Here is a 21,783-nt window from a genome sequence, read left to right as displayed (position 1 = left end):
AACGTTGCGTTCTACGCTGGAAGGGCGCTTTCGTCCGAACGAGTGATCAGGGCTTCCCCGCGGCTGCGGGCGGAGAGACGGATGGCCACCAGCACGAGGAGGGCGGCTCCCGCCACGGCCGTGCCCGGGAGGAGGCCCGGGGGGCGGAAGGTGCAGGTGATGCGGGTCGTGCCCGGGGTCAGGGGGACCGCGACCAGGCCCAGGTGGGTGGCGGCTGGGCGGTCGTTGCAGGTCCAGCCCGCGATCGCGGGGACCGAGAGGACGGCCGTGCCCGTGGCCCCCGGGGGCAGGTCGGCGCGGATGCCCGAGGGGCCGACCCGCAGCGAGGTGGCGGCCGTTGCGCGCAGGGCGGACACCGCGGTGCCGAGGCGGGTGCGGTCCAGGCAGGAAAGGAGCCAACGGGCGGGCGGGGCCGCGTCGAAGACCAGCGCCGAGGAGACGCCCCGGGAGACGCCCAGCGGCTGGAGGGCCGCCCGGTTGCGCGGGGCGTTGCCGTGCAGCCGGAAGGCCGGGCCGTCGGCGAGGCGGGCCGTCGCGTCGTACTGCGGCGCCCACAGGTAGGCCTCGGTGCCCGCGCGGCAGACCCCGGGCGCGAGCGGGTCCTCGTAGACCCTCGCGCCCAGCAGCAGCTCCTGGTTGGCGAAAGGGGAGTCGCCGTACGCACCGGGGGCGCCGGGCGGGCGGGTGGTGACCAGCGGCGGGACCTCGGCGCGGCGGACCGTGCCGTCGGGCCGCAGGCGGGCGCCGACCGCGAACAGCGCGTCCACCACCGGGTTGTCGATGCTCTGCACGTTGCGCCCGCGCGAGGTCCAGCCGGCCCCGAGCGCGACCATCGTCCGCGTGAACACGGCCGAGGTGTGACTGCTGTAGTACAAGCCGCCCTCCCCGCCCAGCAGCAGCGGATCGTTGCCGGTCAGCGCCGGCCGGCCCGGGTCGGTGCGGTACGCCGGCCAGCCCTCGGCGCCCGCCAGGGCCGCGGCGCGCGCGGAGTGCGCCGGGCCCCAGGACGGGTAGTCGTCGAGGCCGCCCAGCTTGCCCTTGTGCCCGTACGCAGACGTCGCGGCCGCCTGCCCGGCCAGTACGGCCGCCAGCAGCGCGGCCGCGCCCGGCACCAGCCGCCGGTGGAGCAGCGCCCACCAGGCCCCGCCCGCCACCGCCAGCCCGCCCCCGAACAGCCCGTACCCCCAGGTCGTCGCGAGCGGGCTCGCCCCCGCCACCAGGGCCGCCGCGGTCAGCAGGACCGCCCCCGCGGCCAGCGCCCGCGGGCCGGGCAGGCCCGCCGTCAGCCCGGTCCAGGCCGCGATCACCACGATCCCGGCGAGGACGAAGGTCTGCCGGTACGGGCTTCCGTTCGGGGTCGCGAAGAGGTGCCAGGCCAGATGCGCCGGCGCCCACTGGAAGGAGAGCGCCACCGCCACGGTGAGCCCCGCCCACGCCAGCCGGGTGCGCCCCGGCACCGCCCGGTGGAAGGGCAGAGCGGCCGCGAGCAGCAGCGTCCCGGTCCCCACGAAGACGGCGGGCGAGGAGAAGGAGTACGTCGCCGGCAGCAGGCGCGCGAAGAAGTCCGCGGCGCTCACCGGCCGGAACTCCTTGACCCACCCCGGATGCGCCTGGCCGGAACTGGGGAAGAGGGGGGCCGGCACTGGCGCCGCCAGCGCGATCCCCAGCACGGTCGTCCCGGCCGCCCGGCCGACGACCCCGAGCCGGGCCCGCGCCCCCTCCCGGGTCGGCATCACCCGTACCAGCAGCACCAGCGCGGCGCCCAGCGTCGCCATGTAGGCGGTGTAGAAGTTCGCCGTCCAGCAGACGGCCACGACCAGCGGCGCGAGCAGCGGCCGCCGCCCGCGCAGGGCCCACTCGCCCGTCAGGCACAGCAGCGGGAAGGCGATCAACCCGTCCAGCCACATCGGGTTGCAGGAGGCCTTGATCACCGACCAGCCGCACAGCGCGTACGAGGCCCCCAGCAGCCCCGCCGCCCACCAGGCCCCGCGGCGCTGCGTGCGCAGCAGCCACGCCATGGCCGCCGCGGGAAGACGCGGGCGACGGCGTCTCCGGCGCACACGGCCACCGCCGTGAGCAGGGCGGCGAGCCCCGAGCCGAGCAGGCTCGGACGGCGCGGTGCGCTGCGCGCAGAGCGGTGCGGTGTCGACATGGTGCGCCGACCCTGGCAGCGCCGGAGGACGCGGGGGTGGCCGCCGGGTGGCTGCGACACGAACAGGCAGGTACCCCGACACCCCGGGAATCGTTGGTCGAACCGGTGGCCCGGACCACCCCGACTGCATACCATCGATCATCGCACGGCCCTTGTGCACCGACGCACAATCTCCCGGCCCTGGAGGCTCCTTTGCACCGTCGCACAGCGCTCTCCGTCTCCACCGCCCTGCTCCTGGCGGCCCCCCTGCTGTCCGCCTGCTCGGGCGAGGCCCGGCCCGGCACCGCCGCGGTCGTCGGGGGTGAACGGATCACCACCGCCGCGCTCCAGGCCCAGGTGAACGACGTCCGCGCCGCGCAGAACCGTTCCGGGCAGTCCGCGGCCGAGCTCATCGCGAGCACCCCGAACCTCGAGCGGCAGAAGCTCGACTCGATGCTCCAGAGCCGGGTCATCGACAAGATGGCCGCGACGGCCGGGATCACGGTCTCCGAGAAGGAGATCCAGGACGAGCACAAGGCGTACGTCGACGACAACAAGGGCGCCGAGCAGTTCGAGGCGCTGCTCCTGCAGAAGGGCGCCATGGCCCCCGGCCAGGTCGACCGCTTCCTGCGGGACCGGGTCCTGCTCACCAAGCTGACCGCCAAGTACGGCAACGGGAAGCTGGAGGAGCCCGCCCGGGCGGCCGCGAAGGCGCTGCACATCGAGGTGAACCCGCGCTACGGCGCCTGGGACGTCCAGCAGATCAAGCTCGGCGCCGGGGAGACCCCCTGGATCACCCAGCGGACCCGGCCCGAGCAGGCACCCGCCGGAGCCTGACCCGGCCGCGCGGAGGTAGGTTCGGAGGGTGACCGACCACGACCCCTCCCACCTCACGCGTGCCGAGCCCGTATCCGCCACGCCCGGGTCCGCCGAGCCCGCACCCGCCGAGCCCACCGGCCGCATCGTCCTGCTGACCACCAGCCACCGGGTCGCCCCCGGGGTGCTGTCCTGGCCGGCGTGGCAGATCCTGCACGCCGCGGACCGGGTGCTGTGCGCCGACCCCGGCCACCCGCAGCTCCCGTACCTGCGGGAGGCGGGCGTCGAGGTCGTCCACGAGAACCCGGACGCCCACGAGCTGGTCGCGGCCTGCGCCGGCGGCCGGACGGTCGTGGTGCTCCCGACGGGCGAGGGGGACCGGGCTCTGACCGACGGTCTGGCGCGCCTCGCGGGCTCGGGCCGGGTCTCGATGCCCGACCTGGAGCTGCTGCCCGGCTCCTACGACCTGCCGGGCGCCCGCCTGCTCGACCTCGTCCAGGTGATGGACCGGATCCGCCGCGAGTGCCCGTGGGCCTCCCGGCAGACCCACGAAGGCCTGGTCAAGTACGGGGTCGAGGAGGCGTACGAGCTGGTCGAGGCCATCGAGGACGGGGACCGGGAGGCGCTGCGCGAGGAGCTCGGCGACGTCCTGCTCCAGGTGGTGTTCCACGCACGGATCGCCGAGGAGGCCGATGAGCCCGACGAGGCCTTCTCCATCGACGACGTGGCCGGGACTCTCGTGGAGAAGCTGATCCACCGCCACCCGCACGTCTTCGGCGACGCGAAGGCCGAGACCGCGGACGACGTCCGCGCGCACTGGCAGCGCACCAAGGCGGTCGAGAAGCAGCGGGAGTCGCTGACCGACGGGATTCCGCTGGGCCAGCCCGGCCTGGCGCTCGCGGCGAAGCTCGCGGGCCGGGTCCGTACGGGTGGGGTGGCCGTGGAGCTGCCCCGCGGCGAGGGCATCGGGTACGAGCTGCTGGCGCTCGCGGCGCGCGCCGAGGCGTCGGGGACCGACCCGGAAACGGCGCTGCGCGCGGCGGCCCGCGTCTACCGTGACGCGATCCGGGCCGCCGAGGGAGTCGGCGAGCAGCCCTCGGCAGACACCTACTAGTACGGGCGGGGCGCGCGGCCCGAGGGGTTGTGCCAGTGCGGCGACGGGCGGCTGAGGAACCATTCGCCGAAGCCGAGCGGGCGGCCGTTCGGCCCGTGGCCCTGGCCGGCGGCGGGGACCGGGTCGTAGAAGATCCGGCCGGGGTGGGCGCCGAGCTCCTCCACGATGTGGGCCGTCTCCTCGACGAACAGCGGCGGCCCGCTGAGGTAGACGTCCTGGTCGGGCCACAGGCCCCGGGTGCCGAGCGCGGTGGCGAGCCGGTCGGTGGCCTGGTTGCGGTGCTGCCCGGGCGCGGGCGTGATGTAGGTGACGGTGAGCCGGCCACAGGCGGCGGCGTACTCGTCGATGAGCGGGCGGTCGTAGAGATGGGCGGCGTCCCGCGCGACCACGAAGAGCCGTAGGTCCTGATCAGGGGGATGGCGGGCCAGGTCCTCCAGCATGGCCCGGATCGGCGCCCAGCCGGTGCCCGCGGCGACGAAGCTGGCCGGCCGGTCCGCGCGGCGGAAGGTCAGCTGCCCGCCGGCGGCGCCGAGCCGCAGCATGTCGCCGGGCCGGGTCCCGTGGACCAGGGCGGTGCTGAGCCGCCCCCCTTCGATCCGGCTGACGTGCAGGTCGAGGGTGCCGTCGGGGCGGGGGGCGTTGCCGATCGAGTACGTGCGCCAGGTCGTCGGCACCCGCGGGCTGCTCACGCTCGTGTACTGGCCGGGGAGGTAGGGGAAGGGGGCGTGCGGCCTGAGGGTCAGCACGCCGATGTCCTCCCCGTACTGGAGGTGGCGGACGACCTCCGCGTCCCACCACGGCGGGTCCTCGCCGCCGGCGGCGCCGGCCGTCATCGCGTCGGCGATCATCTGGTACGCCTCGGTCCAGGCCTTTTCCACCCGGGGGTTCCAGGCCTGGCCGGAGGTCTCGGCGAGGGCCGCGATCAGGCTGGCGCCCACGGCGGCGTAGTGCGCGGGGCCCACCAGGTACTTGCGGTGGTCGCGCCCGAGGTCGCGCAGATAGGGGAGGAGGGTCTCGTCCTCCAGGTGGGCGATCACGTGGGTGAGCGCGGCGAAGAGCCGGTCCCGCTGGCGCTCCATGTCCTCGAAGGAGGCCGGGAACAGTTCACGGACTTCGGGGTTGTGCCAGAAGAGGTGGGAGTAGAAGTACTTGACCGCGTGCTCGGCCCGTCTCTCCACCACCGCGAAGCTGCTTTTCAAGATCCTCACATCCACAAAACCGAAAGTAGGAATGTCGGACAAGGTGAGGTCAAGTGACGGCGGATCTACGGACAGCCGCGACGAAGCGGGCAAATGGGATGGGGGTCGTATGCCGGGATACGGTCATCAGGTGCACGAGCAGACCCCCGAAGCCCCCGCCGACTCCCCTTCCCCCCAGGGCCCGACCCTGTTCGACTGGGAGTTCGCGACCGACCCCTACCCGGCGTACGCATGGCTGCGCGAGCACTCCCCGGTGCACCGCACCAAGCTCCCGAGCGGGGTCGAGGCCTGGCTGGTGACCCGGTACGCCGATGCCCGCCAGGCCCTCGCCGACCAGCGGCTCAGCAAGAATCCGGCGCACCACGCCGAGCCCGCCCACGCCAAGGGCAAGACGGGGATCCCGGGGGAGCGCAAGGCCGAGCTGATGACGCACCTGCTCAACATCGACCCGCCGGACCACACCCGGCTGCGGCGGCTGGTGTCGAAGGCGTTCACCCCGCGCCGGGTCGCCGAGTTCACCCCCAGGGTGCAGGCGCTGACCGACCACCTCATCGCGCAGTTCGAGCAGGAGGGGGAGGCCGACCTCATCCACGAGTTCGCCTTCCCGCTCCCCATCTACGCCATCTGCGAGATGCTCGGCGTACCGCGCGAGGACCAGGACGACTTCCGCGACTGGGCCGGGATGATGATCCGGCACGGCGGAGGTCCGCGCGGCGGGGTCGCCCGCTCGGTCAAGCAGATGCGTACGTACCTCGGCGAGCTCATCCACCGCAAAAGGGATGATCTGGGCGATGACCTGATCTCGGACCTGATCCGCGCGAGCGACCACGGCGACCACCTGACGGAGGGTGAGGCCACCGCGATGGCCTTCATCCTGCTCTTCGCCGGCTTCGAAACCACGGTCAATCTGATCGGAAACGGGCTGCATGCCCTTTTCATGAACCCGGATCAGCGCGAGCGCCTCCAGCTCTCGCTCGCCGCCGGCGAGAGCGGCCTGCTGGAGACCGGGATCGAGGAGCTGCTGCGCTACGACGGCCCCGTGGAGCTGGCCACCTGGCGGTTCGCCACCGAGCCGCTGACCCTCGGCGGGCAGTCGATCGCCGTCGGAGACCCCGTCCTGGTCGTCCTCGCGGCCGCCGACCGGGACCCGGCCCGCTTCGCCGAACCGGACACCCTCGACCTCGGGCGCACGGACAACCAGCACCTCGGGTACGGGCACGGCATCCACTACTGCCTGGGCGCTCCGCTCGCGCGGCTCGAAGGACAGACGGCGCTTGCGACTTTGCTCACGCGTCTGCCGGATCTGGAACTCGCCGTTCCGTCGGAAGACCTGCGCTGGCGCGGCGGACTGATCATGCGTGGCCTGCGCACTCTTCCCGTGCGCTTCACACCCCGAAACATCTGAGGGCTGCCTGACCGGGAGTCAGTTTCCGGTCGAACTTGTGACATGCGTTCGAAGGCCGCTAGGTTCTGCCGTTACCCCGCCGTTATGCGAAAGGTGCAGCCTCATGCTTCCCGGGAACGGCCGCCACAGACGCCCCCGCCAGATCCCCGCGATCGTCGTCACCGCCGGAGTCACCGGCTCCGCGCTGGCCCTGCCGCTGCTCGCCGCCACAAGCGCGAGCGCGGCGGACACGTCCACGTGGGACAAGGTCGCCGAATGCGAGAGCGGCGGCACGTGGAGCGCCAACTTCGGCAGCGGATCGTACGGCGGACTCCAGTTCACGCAGGAGGAGTGGCAGAACGCCGGCGGGCTCGACTTCGCCGAGCGGGCCGACCTCGCGAGCCGCTCGCAGCAGATAGCCGTGGCCGAGCGGGTGCTGGCCTCGAAGGGCCCGCAGGCATGGCCGCTGTGCGCGGCGTCGGCCGGACTGGACGCCCAGGGCCCCGCCGCGCAGGTGGACCCCGGACTGCCCGGCGGCTCCCACTCCGTCAGCCCCTCGCCGTCCCGCCCCGACGACTCCGTGCCCGTCACCGGACACGACAGGCCCACCGACTTCGGAGCCCCGAGCCGGCCGGCCCCGAGCCCGTCCGAGAGCCCGTCGTTCACGCTCCCCGACGGCCCCCTCGGCCCCTCCCTCGGCCTGCCCGTCATGCCGTCGCCGGACGACCCCACCCCCGCCCCGACGCTTCCCGTGGTCCCCGCCGACCCGACCGCCCCTCCGGCCACCCCCGCCGACCCGACGGCCCCGGTGCTCCCCGGCGGCCCGACCACGGACCCGGTGGACCCCACCGCCCCTCCGGCGACCCCGGCCGACCCGACGGCGCCCGCGACCCCCGGTCTCACCCCCGGCCCGACGGCCCCCGGCGCCCCGGCCGAACCCACCGCCCCCGCCGACCCGTCCGCCGCCCCGGCCGAGGGCAGCGGCAAGCACCGCGGCGCGCCCGCCGCCGAGACTCCCGCCGCGTCTGACACCGCGTCGACACCCACCTACACGGTGCAGGCGGGCGACAGCCTGGTCACCATCGCGGATGCCAAGGGGGTCAAGGGCGGCTGGAACGCCCTCTACCAGGCCAACGAGCAGGTCATCGGCCAGGACGCCGATCTGATCAAGCCCGGCCAGAATCTGGATCTAACCCTGTAATAGGGGCACTTCGGGCACCCGGAAAGGCGCGATTGTCGGTTTTCTGTAAGTGAGACATGTGTCTCTTCCGGTCAACTGGCGTGTCTCGCCCCGGAGCTGGCGCAAACCCCGTCCTCACCTGCGCAAACGTGTGCACGAGGGACGCAAGTAGGGGCGGTTTCCCCCCGATGTCGCTTGTTGAACATCGGGGGGAGGCCTGTCTACCTTCTGAATCGCCCGCCACCGCGGGCTCCTTCGACCGCATCGCCGAATCCTGCCGGCGGACGGGGGGAACAGTCGTCGCGTCAAGCGCCGAAGGCAGGAGCGGGGGAACCAAGGTAGGCGCCGGGAGCGGCCGTTGAAAGACGGTCACGCCACCGGCTAGGGGTTAAGCCGTGCGCAAGGTCGCACGACCGGGCAACTCACTCGCCCGAACCCGACAGCTCACCTCGTAGGCGTCGGTGAGGAGAAACCTCATGCTGCTTTCCGGCAAGGGCAAGCACCGTCGCGGCTCCAAGGCCGTCCGCATCGTCACGCTCGCCGGTGTCGCCGGTGTCGCCGTCGCCGCCCCGCTGATGGCCGCCGGCTCCGCCAGCGCCGCGACCGCCTCCGAGTGGGACCGCGTCGCGCAGTGCGAGTCCGGTGGCAACTGGGCCATCAACACGGGCAACGGCTACTACGGCGGCCTGCAGTTCTCGTCCTCCACGTGGGCCGCGTACGGCGGCAAGGCCTACGCCCCGCAGGCCAACCAGGCCTCGAAGTCGCAGCAGATAGCCATCGCCGAGAAGGTCCTCAAGGGCCAGGGCAAGGGCGCCTGGCCGTCCTGCGGCGTCGGCCTGTCCAACTCCTCGTACAACGGCGGCGCGGCCGAGACCCCCGCCAAGCCGAAGACCGAGACGAAGAAGACCGAGCAGAAGGCCGCTCCGAAGAAGACGGAGCAGAAGGCCGCGCCCAAGCGGGAGACCCCGCGCACCGAGGCCCCGGCCACCACCCGCTCCGAGCGCGCCGAGGCCCCCAAGACCGGCAACGGCTCCTACGAGGTCAAGGCCGGCGACACCCTGGGCGCCATCGCCGACGCCAACGGCGTCAAGGGCGGCTGGGAGAAGCTCTTCGAGCTGAACAAGGACATCGTCTCCGACGCCGACCTGATCTTCCCGGGTCAGAAGCTGAACCTCAGCTGAACCCTGCGGCATCAGCCGCACTCCCCACCGCCCGGCGCGTCTCCCCCCACGCGCCGGGCGGCGGCGTTCTCCCCCGGGGCGACCGGCAGATGACCGGCGGGCGACGGATGATCAAGAGCCCTATGTCAGGGAACAGGGGTATTCGGACCCTTTTTCGTCCCAGGACCCGGGCGGTCGGCGGGCCGAGTGCCCGGATCCGGTTAGGCTCTAGGCGGCGGGGCCATCCCACGGCCTGACGCCACCGCACACCCAGCGTCACATCCCAGAAGGAGATGCTCGTGCCGTCCATCGACGTCGTCGTAGCCCGGGAAATCCTGGACTCCCGAGGCAACCCCACGGTCGAGGTCGAGGTGGGCCTCGACGATGGCAGCACCGGCCGTGCTGCAGTTCCGTCCGGCGCCTCCACCGGTGCATTCGAGGCCATCGAGCTCCGTGACGGTGACCCCAACCGTTACATGGGCAAGGGTGTCGAGAAGGCCGTCCTCGCCGTCATCGAGCAGATCGGGCCGGAGCTCGTCGGCTACGACGCCACCGAGCAGCGCCTGATCGACCAGGCCATGTTCGACCTGGACGCCACGGACAACAAGGGCTCGCTCGGCGCGAACGCCATCCTCGGCGTCTCCCTCGCCGTCGCGCACGCCGCGTCCGAGGCCTCCGACCTCCCCCTGTTCCGCTACCTCGGCGGTCCGAACGCGCACCTGCTGCCCGTTCCGATGATGAACATCCTCAACGGTGGGTCGCACGCCGACTCCAACGTCGACATCCAGGAGTTCATGATCGCCCCGATCGGCGCGGAGTCCTTCTCCGAGGCGCTGCGCTGGGGTGCCGAGGTCTACCACACCCTCAAGAAGGTCCTGCACACCAAGGGCCTGTCCACCGGTCTCGGTGACGAGGGCGGCTTCGCCCCGAACCTGGAGTCCAACCGCGCCGCGCTCGACCTCATCGTCGAGGCCATCAAGCAGGCCGGCTACACCCCGGGCAAGGACATCGCGCTCGCGCTCGACGTCGCCGCGTCCGAGTTCTACAAGGACGGCAAGTACGAGTTCGAGGGCCAGTCCCGCTCGGCCTCCGAGATGACCGACTACTACGCCGAACTCGTCGAGGCGTACCCGCTGGTCTCCATCGAGGACCCGCTGTTCGAGGACGACTGGGCCGGCTGGAAGACCGTCACCGAGCGCCTGGGCTCCAAGGTCCAGATCGTCGGCGACGACCTCTTCGTCACCAACCCGGAGCGCCTGGCCCGCGGCATCGAGGAGGGCTCCGCGAACGCCCTGCTCGTGAAGGTGAACCAGATCGGTTCGCTGACCGAGACCCTCGACGCCGTCGAGATGGCCCAGCGCAACGGCTTCAAGTGCATGATGTCGCACCGCTCCGGCGAGACCGAGGACGTCACCATCGCCGACCTCGCCGTCGCCGTGAACTGCGGCCAGATCAAGACCGGCGCCCCGGCCCGCTCGGACCGCGTCGCCAAGTACAACCAGCTGCTGCGCATCGAGGAGATCCTCGACGACGCCGCGGTGTACGCCGGCCGCAGCGCGTTCCCGCGCTTTCGGCCCGCGAACTGATCGAGCACAGTAAGGGCTAATCAGGTCTTGCTTCCGTACGTCCCCGCACTCGGTCCCGTACCGTGTGCGGGGACGTAGTGCGTAGTGCGGACACAGGGGAGGCGGGACCAATGGCCGGGAACCGGGATCGGTTCTCCACCTTCTCCACGGCGACCAGGCTCAAGCAGCTCGGCGAGCGGACCGCCGCCCATGTCTACCGCTCGCAGTCGCGCCGCCAGGTCCGCCGCAGCCGGCTCACCGGCCGCGCCGCGCTCCTGGTGCTCGTGCTCTGTACGCTGGTCGTCGCCCTCGCGTATCCGATGCGCCAGTACGTGTCCCAGCGCTCGGAGATCGCGGAGCAGCAGCGGGCCGCCGCCACCGCGCGGGACCGCCTGGAGCGGCTCCGCGACGAGAAGGCCCGCTGGCAGGACGACGCCTACGCGGAACAGCAGGCGCGCAAGCACCTGCACTTCCTGCGTCCGGGGGAGACCGGCTACATCATGACCGACCCCGGGGCACAGGGTCCCGAGCGCCACCGGACCGGCCGGGCCGGCTCCGACCGCCCGTGGTACTCCAACGTCTGGGACGGCGTCGACAAGGCCGACCGCCCCGGCGACTGAACCAGTTCCACCCGTCATAGAACCGCGAACGAAGAGACTCCCTCCAGGCATGCAGACGCCCCCGCCCCAGACCGACCGGACCGAGCCGACCGACGCGGACATCGAGGCGTTCGAGCAGCAGCTCGGCCGCCCGCCGCGCGGGCTGCGCGCCATCGCCCACCGCTGCCCCTGCGGTCAGCCGGACGTGGTGGAGACCGCCCCGCGGCTCCCCGACGGCACCCCCTTCCCGACGCTGTACTACCTCACCTGCCCGCGCGCGGCCTCCGCGATCGGCACGCTGGAGGCCAACGGCGTGATGAAGGAGATGCAGGCCCGCCTCGCCGAGGACCCGGAACTCGCCGCCGCCTACCGGGCCGCGCACGAGGACTACATCCGGCGCCGCGACGCGATCGAGGTGCTCCAGGGTTTCCCGAGCGCCGGCGGCATGCCGGACCGGGTGAAGTGCCTGCACGTGCTGGTCGGGCACTCCCTGGCCGCGGGCCCGGGCGTGAACCCGTTCGGCGACGAGGCCCTGGCGATGCTGCCGGAGTGGTGGGCCAAGGGCGCCTGCGTCACCCCGTGCGCGGAGAAGAAGGAGTCCGGGGCGTGATCCGGGTCGCCGGCATCGACTGCGGTACGAACTCCATCCGGCTGCTCGTCGCCGACTACGACCCGGCCACGGGCGAACTGGTCGAGCTGGACCGCCGGATGATCATCGTCCGGCTCGGGCAGGGCGTGGACAAGACCGGCCGCCTCGCCCCCGAGGCCCTGGAGCGCACCTTCGCCGCCTGCCGCGAGTACGCGCAGGTCATCAAGGAACTCGGCGCCGAGCGGGTCCGTTTCGTGGCCACCTCCGCCTCCCGCGACGCCGAGAACCGGGACGAGTTCGTCCAGGGCGTACTCGACATCCTGGGCGTCGAGCCCGAGGTGATCTCCGGCGACCAGGAGGCCGAGTTCTCCTTCACCGGCGCCACCAAGGAACTCACCGCGCACGAGCACCTGGAGCGCCCGTTCCTGGTGGTGGACATCGGCGGCGGTTCCACGGAGTTCGTGGTCGGGGACGACCACGTGCGCGCCGCCCGGTCCGTGGACGTGGGCTGCGTCCGCATGACCGAGCGTCACCTGGTCGTCGACGGGGTCGTCACCGATCCGCCGACCGAGGCGCAGGTCGCCGCCGTACGGGCCGACATCGAGGCGGCCCTGGACTTGGCCGCCGAGACCGTCCCGCTGACCGAGGCCCGCACGCTCGTGGGCCTGGCCGGGTCGGTGACCACGGTCGCCGCCATCGCGCTCGGGCTGCCGGAGTACGACTGGTCGGTGATCCACCACTCCCGGATCTCCTACGACCAGGTCCGCGAGATCAGCGAGCGGATGCTCACGGCCACGCACGCCGAGCGCGCGGCGATCCCCGTCATGCACCCGGGCCGGGTGGACGTGATCGGCGCCGGCGCGCTGGTCCTGCTGGCGATCATGGAGCGCATCGGCGCCTCGGAGGTCGTCGTCTCCGAGCACGACATCCTGGACGGCATCGCGATCAAGACCGCGGAAGAGGTCGAGGCCGGCAAGCGGCGGTCCTGACCTGCCGGACCGCTGAACGACACGGCGCTCGGGTCGGCTGACCCGAGCGCCGTTGTCGTGCCGGACTCAGAGCGTGCGGTGGATGTCGCGCCGGTCGCCGACCTTGACGACGAGGATGACAAGCTCGCCGTCCAGGACCTGATAGGCGATCCGGTAACTGCCCACCCGGAGCCGGTAGAGGCCGGAGGTCCCGGTGAGCTTCTTGATGTCGGCGTCCTCGCGGTACGGATCGTCTCCCAGCGCGGTCAGTGCGGCGAGAATGCGCATCGCGGCCGGCTTGTCGATGGCCCGGAGCTGCCGTTGTGCTGCGGTGGTGAACCGGAACGCGTACTTCACGCCGCGCCGTCACCGCGTTCGCTGAACAGGTCGGCCAGGAGCTCGGCCATGGTCACAGTCGGCCCGCCTTCGGCGAGCACGGCCTGCGCCTCGCGTGCGAGCAGTTCGTCGGCTGCCTCTTCGAGCGCGTTGAAGTCCGCGATGGGAACCAGGGCGGCCACCGGGGCGCCGTTACGGGTGATTATGGTCGGAGCGCCCTGCTCCGCCCGATTGATGTGGTCCGCAAGATGGGCACGGGCTTCGCGCACGGTCACAGCGTTCTCACTCATGACGCCAGTGTACGCCTCAATGTGTACACGCCTGGTGTCGCCTCGAGCCGCTCGGTGAACCCACCGGAGCGCCGCTGTCGTTCCAGGGGCCCGGAAGGGCGCAGCGACCGCGCTCCGCGGGGGTTCCAGGTGCCGCGCAGGCGGCTCGAAGGGATCTTCCGGGGCCTTTGGTCGCGTGATCCAAAAGAACTTCGTGAAGTTCTTCACAAGGGAAATGTGCCCGTGAGGGCTCCTGGAGGGCCGTTTGGGGGTCTCCCGGGGCTCCCAGACCCCTTTTCGAAGGCGTTCGTACGAATAGCGGACGCAACCGGTTCCGCATCAGAGGTATGGACGAAACCCGGTGGTCCAGTCCGGTTGAGGGCCTACGGGCCAGTTCAGGACGGGTGCACAACGACTCCCGTTACCCCGTGGTTCCCGTTGCCCGCCATGACCTCCGTCACGTGGGCCGCGCAGTGTAGCAGAGGGTCTCCGACTGCTTGTGAAGGGGCTCACGAGCGGCACCCCTTTGGGTGCTGGATACTCGTTCCATGAGCACCACGGAGCGTCCCAGGATCCTCGTTGTAGGAGGTGGGTACGTAGGCCTGTACGCAGCCAAGCGCATCATGAAGAAGATGCGTTACGGCGAGGCGACCGTCACGGTCGTCGACCCGCGCTCGTACATGACCTACCAGCCCTTCCTCCCTGAAGTGGCCGCAGGCAGCATCTCGCCTCGGCACGTCGTCGTCCCGCTGCGACGCGTGCTGCCCAAGGCTGAGGTTCTCACCGGCCGGGTCACCAGCATCGACCAGGACCGCAAGGTCGCCGTCGTCACGCCGCTCGTCGGCGAGGCGTACGAGCTGCCCTTCGACTACCTGGTGATCGCGCTCGGCGCCGTCTCCCGCACCTTCCCGATCCCCGGCCTCGCCGAACAGGGCATCGGCATGAAGGGCGTCGAAGAGGGCATCGGCCTGCGCAACCACGTCCTCGAGCAGCTCGACAAGGCCGAGTCCACGACGGACGAGGACGTCCGCCGCAAGGCCCTCACCTTCGTCTTCGTCGGCGGTGGCTTCGCCGGCGCCGAGACGATCGGTGAGGTCGAGGACATGGCCCGCGACGCCGCGAAGTACTACGCCACGATCAAGCGCGAGGACATGCGCTTCATCCTGGTCGACGCGGCCGACAAGATCCTTCCCGAGGTCGGGCCCAAGCTCGGCACCTGGGGCAAGGAGCACCTCGAGTCGCGCGGCATCGAGATCTACCTCAACACCTCGATGGACTCCTGCGTCGAGGGCCACGTGGTGCTGAAGAACGGCCTCGAGGTCGACTCCAACACCATCGTCTGGACCGCCGGCGTCAAGCCGAACCCGGTGCTGGCCCGCTACGGCCTGCCGCTGGGCCCGCGCGGTCACGTCGACGCCGAGCCCACCCTCCAGGTCAAGGGCACGGACTACATCTGGACCGCCGGCGACAACGCCCAGGTGCCGGACATCGCCGCCCGCAAGGCCGGCGTGGAGAACGCCTGGTGCCCGCCGAACGCCCAGCACGCGCTGCGCCAGGCCAAGGTCCTCGGCGACAACGTGATCTCCGGCATGCGGGGCTTCCCGCAGAAGGAGTACGCCCACTCCAACAAGGGTGCGGTGGCGGGCCTCGGCCTCCACAAGGGCGTCGCGATGATCGTCATGGGCAAGATGAAGATCAAGCTCAAGGGCCGGCTCGCCTGGTACATGCACCGTGGCTACCACGGCATGGCCATGCCGACCTGGAACCGCAAGATCCGCGTTTTCGCCGACTGGACCCTCGGCATGTTCCTCAAGCGCGAGGTCGTCTCCCTGGGTGCTCTCGAGACCCCGCGCGAGGAGTTCTACGAGGCCGCCAAGCCGGCCCCGGCTCCGGCCGCCGCCGCGGCACCGGCCCAGAAGGCCAAGGCCTCCTGACCCGGCGCGAGCCGGCAGGAACCTGAGCAGGACCAGCAGGACCAGCAGGGCCAGCACGTCCCCGAAGGGGCCGCCCGCCATCCGTGGTGCGGGCGGCCCCTTCGGCATGCCGCGCGCCGGGATTGGGTAGGCCGTTCCGTCGGAACGTATCGGAGGTGCCTACGATGACCGACGCCGCGCCGCGGCTGGCCGCACTCGCCGAGACCCTGCTGGGCGCCCCGCTGCCCGTCCGCATACGGGCCTGGGACGGCAGCGAGGCCGGCCCGCCCACCGGCCCCACCCTGGTGCTGAACCACCGGCGCGCCCTGCGCCGCATGCTGTGGAAGCCGGGAGAACTGGGGCTGGCGCGGGCCTGGGTCGCGGGCGATCTGACCGTGGAGGGCGACCTCTTCGACCTGCTGGACCGGGTGGCGGGCCTCTTCTGGGAGCGGCCCGCCCCGGCCGCCGCACCGCCCCCGCCCGTCAAGGCCCGGAGGGCGGGCCTGGCCCGGCTGCGCCCGCGCCTGCCCGACCGGTCCGCCGGCGACACCGGCACCGCCGCCCTGCTGCGCGATCCGCAGACACGTGCCGCCGTACGCGAACTGGTCGCGCTGGCCAGGCCGTGGCCCGCGCCCGCCCCGCCGCCCGAGGAGGCCGCCCGCCGCGGCGGACCCCAGCACAGCAAGAGCCGCGACCGGCAGGCCATCAGCCACCACTACGACGTCGGCAACGCCTTCTACGAGCACGTGCTCGGCCCGTCCATGGTGTACTCGTGCGCCTACTGGAGCCCCGGCTCCACCCTGGAGCGGGCCCAGCGCGACAAACTCGACCTGGTCTGCCGCAAACTCGCCCTCGAACCGGGCGTCCGGCTCCTCGACGTCGGCTGCGGCTGGGGCTCCATGGCCCTGCACGCGGCCCGGGAATACGGGGTCCAGGTCACCGGCATCACCCTCTCGCGCGAGCAGGCGACCTACGCCCGCAAGCGGGTCGCCGAGGAGGGCCTGGCCGACCGGGTCGAGATCCGCGTCCAGGACTACCGGGACGTCAAGGACGGGCCGTACGGGGCGATTTCCTCCATCGGCATGGCCGAACACGTCGGCGCCGAACGCTACCGCGAGTACGCCCGCACCCTGTACGCCCTGCTGGGCCCCGGCGGGCGGCTGCTGAACCACCAGATCGCACGTCCCCCGGAGCCCGACGAAGAGGCCTACCGGATCGACGAGTTCATCGACGCCTACGTCTTCCCCGACGGGGAGCTGTCCCCGCTCGGCACCACCGTCGGCGAGCTGGAGCGGGCCGGCTTCGAGGTCCGCGACGTGGAGGCGCTGCGCGAGCACTACGCGCTGACCCTGCGGGCCTGGGTGGCGCGCCTGGAGACCCACTGGGAGGAGGCCGTACGCCTCACCTCGCCCGGCCGGGCGCGCGTCTGGCTGCTGTACATGGCGGCCTCGGCGCTCGGCTTCGAGCACGGCCGGCTCGGCGTCAACCAGGTCCTGGCGGTCCGGCCGGGTGAAGGCGGGGCCTCCGGACTGCCGCTGCGGACGCGCACCTGGGGCGCGTGATCCCGTACGGGAGCGGGAAGGGCCCCGGGGCGGGTGCCCCGGGGCCCTTCCGTGTCTCCGGCCGGATTTATTCGGTCTTGATCGCGGTCAGCATGTTCAGGCGGGCGGCGCTGCGGGCCGGCCACATGGCGGCCAGGACGCCGACCACCGCGGCCAGCAGCAGGAAGATGCCGATCCGGTCCCACGGCAGGACCAGCGCGTAGTTCGGTACCGCCTTGGCGAGGGTGGTGCCGACGGCCCAGGCGAGGAAGATGCCGATGACCACACCGAGGACCGCGCCGAAGAGCGAGATGACCACGGCCTCCAGGCGGATCATGTTCTTGACCCGGCGGCGGTCGAGGCCGATCGCCCGCAGCATGCCGATCTCCTGGGTCCGCTCGAAGACGGACATCGCGAGGGTGTTGACGACGCCGAGCACCGAGATGATCAGGGCCATGCCGAGCAGGCCGTACATGATGTTCAGCATCATGTTGATGATGCCGCCCATCTCGTTGCGCATGTCCTGCTGGGTGGCGACCTTCATGGCCGGGTTCTTGCCGAGGGCGTCGACGACGGCCTGCTGGTTCGCCTTGGATGCGCCGCCCGCGGTGTTGACGTAGACCTCGCGGATGTACTGGTCGTCGCTGTGGGCCGCCAGGATCTTGTTGTCGAGCACGTACGGGGACAGCAGGCCTTCGAGGTCCTTGAAGACGCCGCCGACCTTGAGCGTGGCCTTCTGGCCGTCGTCGTACTGGACCGGGAGCGCGGAGCCGACGGTGAGGTTCTTCTCCTTGGCGGTCTTCTCGGCGACGAGGACCTCGCCCTTGCCCAGGGAGTCCACCGAGCCGCTGACGGTCTCGATGTTCAGCAGCTTGCCGATGCCGGCCGGGTTGACGCCGGAGGCGGAGCGGAAGCCGTCGCCGATCTTCAGGAAGCCGGCGGCCTGTTCGGAGACCGCCTTGACGGCGGGGTCCTTGGCGAGGGTTTCGGCCACCGACTTGTCCAGCGGCATGCCCTCGGCGGCCATGGAGACCTTGTAGTCGGCCTTGAGCTTGTCGGTGCTCATCCGGTCGACGGCCTTGCCCATGGTGATGCCGAGCACCGACAGGGTGGTGACCAGGGTCAGGCCGATCGCCAGGGAGGCGGCGGTGACGGCGGTGCGGCGCGGGTTGCGCACGGCGTTCTGGGCGGCCAGCTTGCCGGGGACGCCGAACACTTTCTGCAGGGCGGGGCGGATCGCGGCGATGACCGGCTTGGACAGCAGCGGCAGGATCACGATCAGGCCGATGAGCATGAAGAACGCACCGGCGCCGATGACCATGCGGCCGTCGCCGCCCATGGAGACGCCGAGCATGACCACGCCGATGCCGGCGAGGCTGATGACCGAGCCGAGGATGTTGCGCACGACCAGGGACTTGGCGGTGGCCGGCAGGTGAGCACTGCCCATGGCGGCGACGGGGGCGATCCGGCCGGTGCGCCAGGCCGGCAGCAGCGCGGCGAGGGTGGTCACGAGGACGCCGATGACCAGGGCCGCGACGACGGTGGCCGGGGCGATCACCAGGTCGCCGGCCGGGAGCTTGGCGCCGAAGGACTCGATCGCGGAGCGCATGCCGACCGCGAGGCCCACGCCGCTGACCAGGCCGATGACAGCCGAGACGACACCGACGACCAGGGCCTCGGCGAGTACCGAGCGCATGACCTGGCCGCGGTTGGCGCCGACGGCGCGCAGCAGGGCCAGCTCCTTGGTGCGCTGGGTGACCAGCATGGTGAAGGTGTTGTAGATCAGGAAGATGCCGACGAAGAGCGCGATGCCCGCGAAGGCGAGGAGCATCTGGTTCATGCTGCTCATCCCCTTCTCCACGTCCTTGGCCTGCTCCCGGGCGAGCTCGGCGCCGGTCTGGGCCTTGGTGTTCTCCGGGTCCAGCAGCGGCTTGATCTCGGCGAGCAGCCGGTCGGCGGAGGTGCCGGCCTTGGCGGCGACGGAGAGCTCCTCGTAGAAGCCGGGCTTGAGGTAGAGGTCCTGGGCGACGGCGGTGTCGAAGAGGACCAGGCTGCCGCCCGCGCTGACGGCTCCGTCCTCGGTGGTGAAGACGCCGGAGAGGGTGTACTCCTTCACCGGGCCGTTGGTGGCGACGCGGACCTTGTCGCCGACCTTGTACTTCCCGGTGTCGGCGGTTGCCTTGTCGAGGGCGACCTGGTCGGCCCTGGCCGGGCCGGCGCCCGCGGTGAAGGTGTAGCGCGGGTCCTTGCCGTCCTTGCCGGGGGCGTAGTTGGAGCCCTTGTTGGACCAGCCGGAGCCGATCAGCTTGCCGCTCTCGTCACCGACGCCGGCGAAGCCGGAGACCCGGCCGGAGACGGAGGCGACGCCGCCCAGTGCCCGGACCTTGTCGAGGGTCTGCTGGCTGAGGCCGACCTCGCCCTCCTTCTGGCCGTCCTCGTTGCGTGTCTGGCCGTACGAGGTCACGGAGACGGCGACGCCGTCGTAGCTCTTGGCGGACTGGCTGGAGAGGGCCTTGCTGAGGGTGTCGGTGAAGACGAGGGTGCCGGAGACGAAAGCGACGCCGAGGACCACGGCGAGCACCGTCATCAGCAGCCTTGCCTTGTGCGCGAGGACGTTGCGCAGGGCGGTACGGAGCATGGGGGTATCTGTCCTGAGGCTGGCTGGAAGTCTGGAGGAGGGTGCGGGGCGGGCCCCGGATCAGCTGGTACGGCCCTTGGCGTCGAACGCCTTCATCCGGTCCAGCACGCCGTCGGCGGTGGGGCTGAGCATCTCGTCGACGATCGAGCCGTCGGCGAGGAAGATGACGCGGTCCGCGTAGGAGGCGGCGACCGGGTCGTGGGTGACCATCACGACGGTCTGGCCCAGCTCGCGCACCGAGTTGCGCAGGAAGCCGAGGACCTCGGCGCCGGAGCGGGAGTCCAGGTTTCCGGTCGGCTCGTCACCGAAGATGATCTCGGGGCGGGAGGCCAGGGCGCGGGCCACGGCCACACGCTGCTGCTGACCGCCGGAGAGCTGGGTGGGGCGGTGGGAGAGGCGGTCGGAGAGACCGACCATGCTGATCACCGCGTCCAGCCACTGCTTGTCGGGCTTGCGGCCCGCGATGTCCATGGGGAGCGTGATGTTCTCCAGGGCCGTCAGGGTCGGCAGCAGGTTGAAGGCCTGGAAGATGAAGCCGATCTTGTCCCGGCGCAGCTGGGTGAGCTGCTTGTCCTTGAGGGAGCCCAGCTCCGTCTCGCCGATCCGGACCGAGCCGGCGCTGAAGGTGTCCAGACCGGCGACGCAGTGCATCAGGGTGGACTTGCCGGAACCGGAGGGGCCCATGATCGCGGTGAACTGGCCCTGGGCGAAGTCGACGGAGACCTGGTTCAGGGCGACCACCTGGGTCTCGCCCTGGCCGTACACCTTGGAGAGGCCGGTGGCGCGGGCGGCCACGGCCTGGGTGGTGTGCGGGGCGTAGTTCATGGTGGTCACGGGAGCGACTCCTGTCACGGCGGGGGACTGCGGTGTGATGAACGGCAAGACCTGTCCATCGTCGCGGCGCCGACCCCCGCTCCGAATCAGCCGACGTGCCCGTTCTCCGGCCCTCTGGAGGCTGACCACGGGCACACGCATGTCCTCCTCTGGTATGACGGCGCCCCTGACCGGGGACGGCGGAGCGGCACCGGAAACCGGGCGCGGGGGAGGGGAGGCGCGGGGTGGTGGAGGGTGGCGGAGGGGGTGGCGCGAGCCATCGAAATCCCGTCATTCCCGGGACGTACGCGGCCGTCGCCAAGATCGGGCCCACCGGGCGTTCTGTTGCCTGACGCCCCCTCAAGCGCCAATAAAATAAGACAACATCGGAAAGACGGCCCGGTTGGCGCGGGGGTGTTGCGGATAGGCTCGGCTGGCGTTCACGGCTTTTTTTCACGGGGGCCGCCACGCCCTGCCCGGATGGTGGAATGCAGACACGGCGAGCTTAAACCTCGCTGGCCTTCGGGCCGTGCCGGTTCAAGTCCGGCTCCGGGCACTCCGCAGGTCCCGCGAGGTGCCCGCCGTTATCCCCCCTGCGCTTTGCCATGCCTTCTTCTAAGATCCTCCTCCAGCAGTAGGGTGCTTTCTTTGCTAGCGCATTACTCTTGATGCAAGGCCGCGCTCGGTGGCCACGGAGGAGTGAGATGAGGAGCAGTAACCCGGTCTTCTCGCGACGGGGGTTCAGCCGCGACACCGGTGGCTACGCGGGTTTTGACGCGCAGTACCAGCAGGCCGGGACCGCGACCAACCCGTACGCGACGAACCCGTACGCGACCGACCCGGCCACGGGCATGCCGCAGGCGCCCGCGCGCACCAACGCGATGACCATGGACGACGTCGTGAGCCGTACGGCCATGACGCTCGGCACGCTCATCGTCACGGCGACCTTGTCCTGGGTCCTGCTGCCGGTGGACCCGGCCAACCTGGGCAAGTCGTACGGCATCGGCATCGGCGCGGCCCTCGTCGCGTTCGTCCTGGCGATGGTCCAGTCCTTCAAGCGCAAGCCGGTCCCGGCCCTGATCCTGGGCTACGCGGCCCTCGAGGGTGTCTTCCTCGGCGTCATCAGCGCCGCGACCAGCACCTACCTGGGCCCCGGCGTGGTCATCCAGGCCGTGATGGGCACGATGTGCGTCTTCGCCGCCGTGCTCTTCGCCTACCGGATGCGCTGGATCCGCGTGAACCGGCGCTTCACCGGCTTCGTCATGGCAGCCGCCATGGGCTTCATCCTGCTGATGCTGGCGAACTCGCTGTTCGCCCTCTTCGGCGGCGGTGACGGCCTCGGCTTCCGCAGCGGCGGCCTCGGCCTGCTGTTCGGCGCCATCGGCGTCATCCTCGGTGCCTGCTTCCTCGCCATGGACTTCAAGCAGGTCGAGGACGGCATCGCCTACGGCGCGCCCCGCGAGGAGTCCTGGCTGGCGGCCTTCGGCCTCACCCTGACCCTGGTGTGGATCTACCTGGAGATGCTGCGCATCTTCCAGATCCTCTCGGGCGACGACTAGCAGGACCGG

18 protein-coding genes, 1 tRNA gene and 1 riboswitch are annotated in these 21,783 nt (G+C 71.3%); of the genes, 13 read left to right on the top strand and 6 right to left on the bottom strand.

The window, feature by feature from the left end; genetic code table 11:
- Nucleotides 1-11: 11 nt before the first annotated feature.
- Nucleotides 12-2,018 carry a YfhO family protein gene (locus ACIP5M_RS32770; RefSeq protein WP_401203715.1) on the bottom strand — a complete coding sequence of 669 codons (2,007 nt, stop codon included), beginning with the start codon at nucleotides 2,016-2,018 and terminating at the stop codon, nucleotides 12-14.
- 326 nt (nucleotides 2,019-2,344) lie between these two features.
- Here ACIP5M_RS32770 and ACIP5M_RS32765 point away from each other — a divergent pair, with 326 nt between their 5' ends.
- The gene (locus tag ACIP5M_RS32765) at nucleotides 2,345-2,968 is read left to right on the top strand and encodes a SurA N-terminal domain-containing protein (protein ID WP_401203713.1); all 624 of its coding nucleotides are present in this window, start codon (nucleotides 2,345-2,347) and stop codon (nucleotides 2,966-2,968) included.
- Between the two features lie 124 nt (nucleotides 2,969-3,092).
- Nucleotides 3,093-4,061 (top strand): nucleoside triphosphate pyrophosphohydrolase, encoded by a 969-nt coding sequence (locus ACIP5M_RS32760; RefSeq protein WP_401203836.1) that lies wholly within the window; start codon nucleotides 3,093-3,095, stop codon nucleotides 4,059-4,061.
- Here the strand turns inward: ACIP5M_RS32760 and ACIP5M_RS32755 are convergent.
- Nucleotides 4,058-5,242 carry a globin domain-containing protein gene (locus ACIP5M_RS32755; RefSeq protein WP_401203710.1) on the bottom strand — a complete coding sequence of 395 codons (1,185 nt, stop codon included), beginning with the start codon at nucleotides 5,240-5,242 and terminating at the stop codon, nucleotides 4,058-4,060. The two genes, ACIP5M_RS32760 and ACIP5M_RS32755, sit on opposite strands and share 4 nt — an antisense overlap.
- A gap of 148 nt (nucleotides 5,243-5,390) precedes the next feature.
- Here ACIP5M_RS32755 and ACIP5M_RS32750 point away from each other — a divergent pair, with 148 nt between their 5' ends.
- The 7 genes from ACIP5M_RS32750 (at nucleotide 5,391) to ACIP5M_RS32720 (ending at nucleotide 12,726) form a co-directional block, all read left to right on the top strand.
- Entirely contained in the window at nucleotides 5,391-6,665 is a 1,275-nt protein-coding gene (locus ACIP5M_RS32750) for a cytochrome P450 (RefSeq protein WP_401203707.1), read from the top strand.
- A gap of 103 nt (nucleotides 6,666-6,768) precedes the next feature.
- Nucleotides 6,769-7,845, top strand: coding sequence for a transglycosylase family protein (locus ACIP5M_RS32745; protein WP_401203705.1), 1,077 nt, complete (start codon nucleotides 6,769-6,771; stop codon nucleotides 7,843-7,845).
- 279 nt (nucleotides 7,846-8,124) lie between these two features.
- Nucleotides 8,125-8,297: riboswitch (cyclic di-AMP (ydaO/yuaA leader) on the top strand.
- A gap of 3 nt (nucleotides 8,298-8,300) precedes the next feature.
- Nucleotides 8,301-9,005, top strand: a complete 705-nt coding sequence (locus tag ACIP5M_RS32740) for a transglycosylase family protein (RefSeq protein WP_401203702.1) — start codon at nucleotides 8,301-8,303, stop codon at nucleotides 9,003-9,005.
- Between the two features lie 272 nt (nucleotides 9,006-9,277).
- Complete coding sequence (eno, locus tag ACIP5M_RS32735; protein WP_401203700.1) at nucleotides 9,278-10,570, top strand: phosphopyruvate hydratase; 1,293 nt, start codon at nucleotides 9,278-9,280, stop codon at nucleotides 10,568-10,570.
- A 110-nt stretch (nucleotides 10,571-10,680) separates the two neighbouring features.
- Nucleotides 10,681-11,169: a septum formation initiator family protein gene (locus ACIP5M_RS32730; RefSeq protein WP_401203697.1), complete on the top strand. Its 489-nt coding sequence runs from the start codon at nucleotides 10,681-10,683 to the stop codon at nucleotides 11,167-11,169.
- Between the two features lie 49 nt (nucleotides 11,170-11,218).
- Nucleotides 11,219-11,758 (top strand): DUF501 domain-containing protein, encoded by a 540-nt coding sequence (locus ACIP5M_RS32725; RefSeq protein ID WP_401203694.1) that lies wholly within the window; start codon nucleotides 11,219-11,221, stop codon nucleotides 11,756-11,758.
- Nucleotides 11,755-12,726, top strand: coding sequence for an exopolyphosphatase (locus ACIP5M_RS32720; RefSeq protein WP_401203691.1), 972 nt, complete (start codon nucleotides 11,755-11,757; stop codon nucleotides 12,724-12,726). Before ACIP5M_RS32725 ends, ACIP5M_RS32720 begins: the two co-directional genes overlap by 4 nt.
- 66 nt (nucleotides 12,727-12,792) lie before the next feature.
- On the opposite strand, the gene ACIP5M_RS32715 is transcribed toward ACIP5M_RS32720, so the two are convergent.
- Both ACIP5M_RS32715 and ACIP5M_RS32710 read right to left on the bottom strand, forming a co-directional pair.
- The gene (locus ACIP5M_RS32715; protein WP_401203689.1) at nucleotides 12,793-13,062 is read right to left on the bottom strand and encodes a type II toxin-antitoxin system RelE/ParE family toxin; all 270 of its coding nucleotides are present in this window, start codon (nucleotides 13,060-13,062) and stop codon (nucleotides 12,793-12,795) included.
- Nucleotides 13,059-13,331, bottom strand: a complete 273-nt coding sequence (locus ACIP5M_RS32710) for a type II toxin-antitoxin system Phd/YefM family antitoxin (protein WP_401203687.1) — start codon at nucleotides 13,329-13,331, stop codon at nucleotides 13,059-13,061. The genes ACIP5M_RS32715 and ACIP5M_RS32710 overlap by 4 nt, the downstream gene beginning before the upstream one ends.
- A 527-nt stretch (nucleotides 13,332-13,858) precedes the next feature.
- Between ACIP5M_RS32710 and ACIP5M_RS32705 the strand changes: the two genes are divergently transcribed.
- Nucleotides 13,859-15,244 (top strand): NAD(P)/FAD-dependent oxidoreductase, encoded by a 1,386-nt coding sequence (locus ACIP5M_RS32705; RefSeq protein ID WP_401203684.1) that lies wholly within the window; start codon nucleotides 13,859-13,861, stop codon nucleotides 15,242-15,244.
- Between the two features lie 164 nt (nucleotides 15,245-15,408).
- On the top strand, nucleotides 15,409-16,785 hold the full coding sequence (locus ACIP5M_RS32700; RefSeq protein WP_401203681.1) for a class I SAM-dependent methyltransferase: 1,377 nt from the start codon (nucleotides 15,409-15,411) through the stop codon (nucleotides 16,783-16,785).
- A 67-nt stretch (nucleotides 16,786-16,852) separates the two neighbouring features.
- On the opposite strand, the gene ACIP5M_RS32695 is transcribed toward ACIP5M_RS32700, so the two are convergent.
- Complete coding sequence (locus ACIP5M_RS32695) at nucleotides 16,853-19,402, bottom strand: ABC transporter permease (RefSeq protein WP_401203679.1); 2,550 nt, start codon at nucleotides 19,400-19,402, stop codon at nucleotides 16,853-16,855.
- A gap of 60 nt (nucleotides 19,403-19,462) precedes the next feature.
- A complete protein-coding gene (locus tag ACIP5M_RS32690) occupies nucleotides 19,463-20,227 on the bottom strand; it encodes an ABC transporter ATP-binding protein (protein WP_401203833.1) in 765 nt (254 codons plus the stop codon).
- A 462-nt stretch (nucleotides 20,228-20,689) separates the two neighbouring features.
- Here ACIP5M_RS32690 and ACIP5M_RS32685 point away from each other — a divergent pair.
- Both ACIP5M_RS32685 and ACIP5M_RS32680 read left to right on the top strand, forming a co-directional pair.
- Nucleotides 20,690-20,771, top strand: a tRNA-Leu gene (locus tag ACIP5M_RS32685).
- 148 nt (nucleotides 20,772-20,919) lie between these two features.
- Nucleotides 20,920-21,774, top strand: a complete 855-nt coding sequence (locus tag ACIP5M_RS32680) for a Bax inhibitor-1/YccA family protein (RefSeq protein WP_401203676.1) — start codon at nucleotides 20,920-20,922, stop codon at nucleotides 21,772-21,774.
- The last annotated feature ends 9 nt before the right edge of the window (nucleotides 21,775-21,783 follow it).

Source organism: Streptomyces sp. NPDC088762 (assembly GCF_044750905.1).
Classification (GTDB): domain Bacteria; phylum Actinomycetota; class Actinomycetes; order Streptomycetales; family Streptomycetaceae; genus Streptomyces.
The sequence above is the reverse complement of the archived record's forward strand: the minus strand, read 5'-3'. Positions and strand labels throughout refer to the sequence as shown.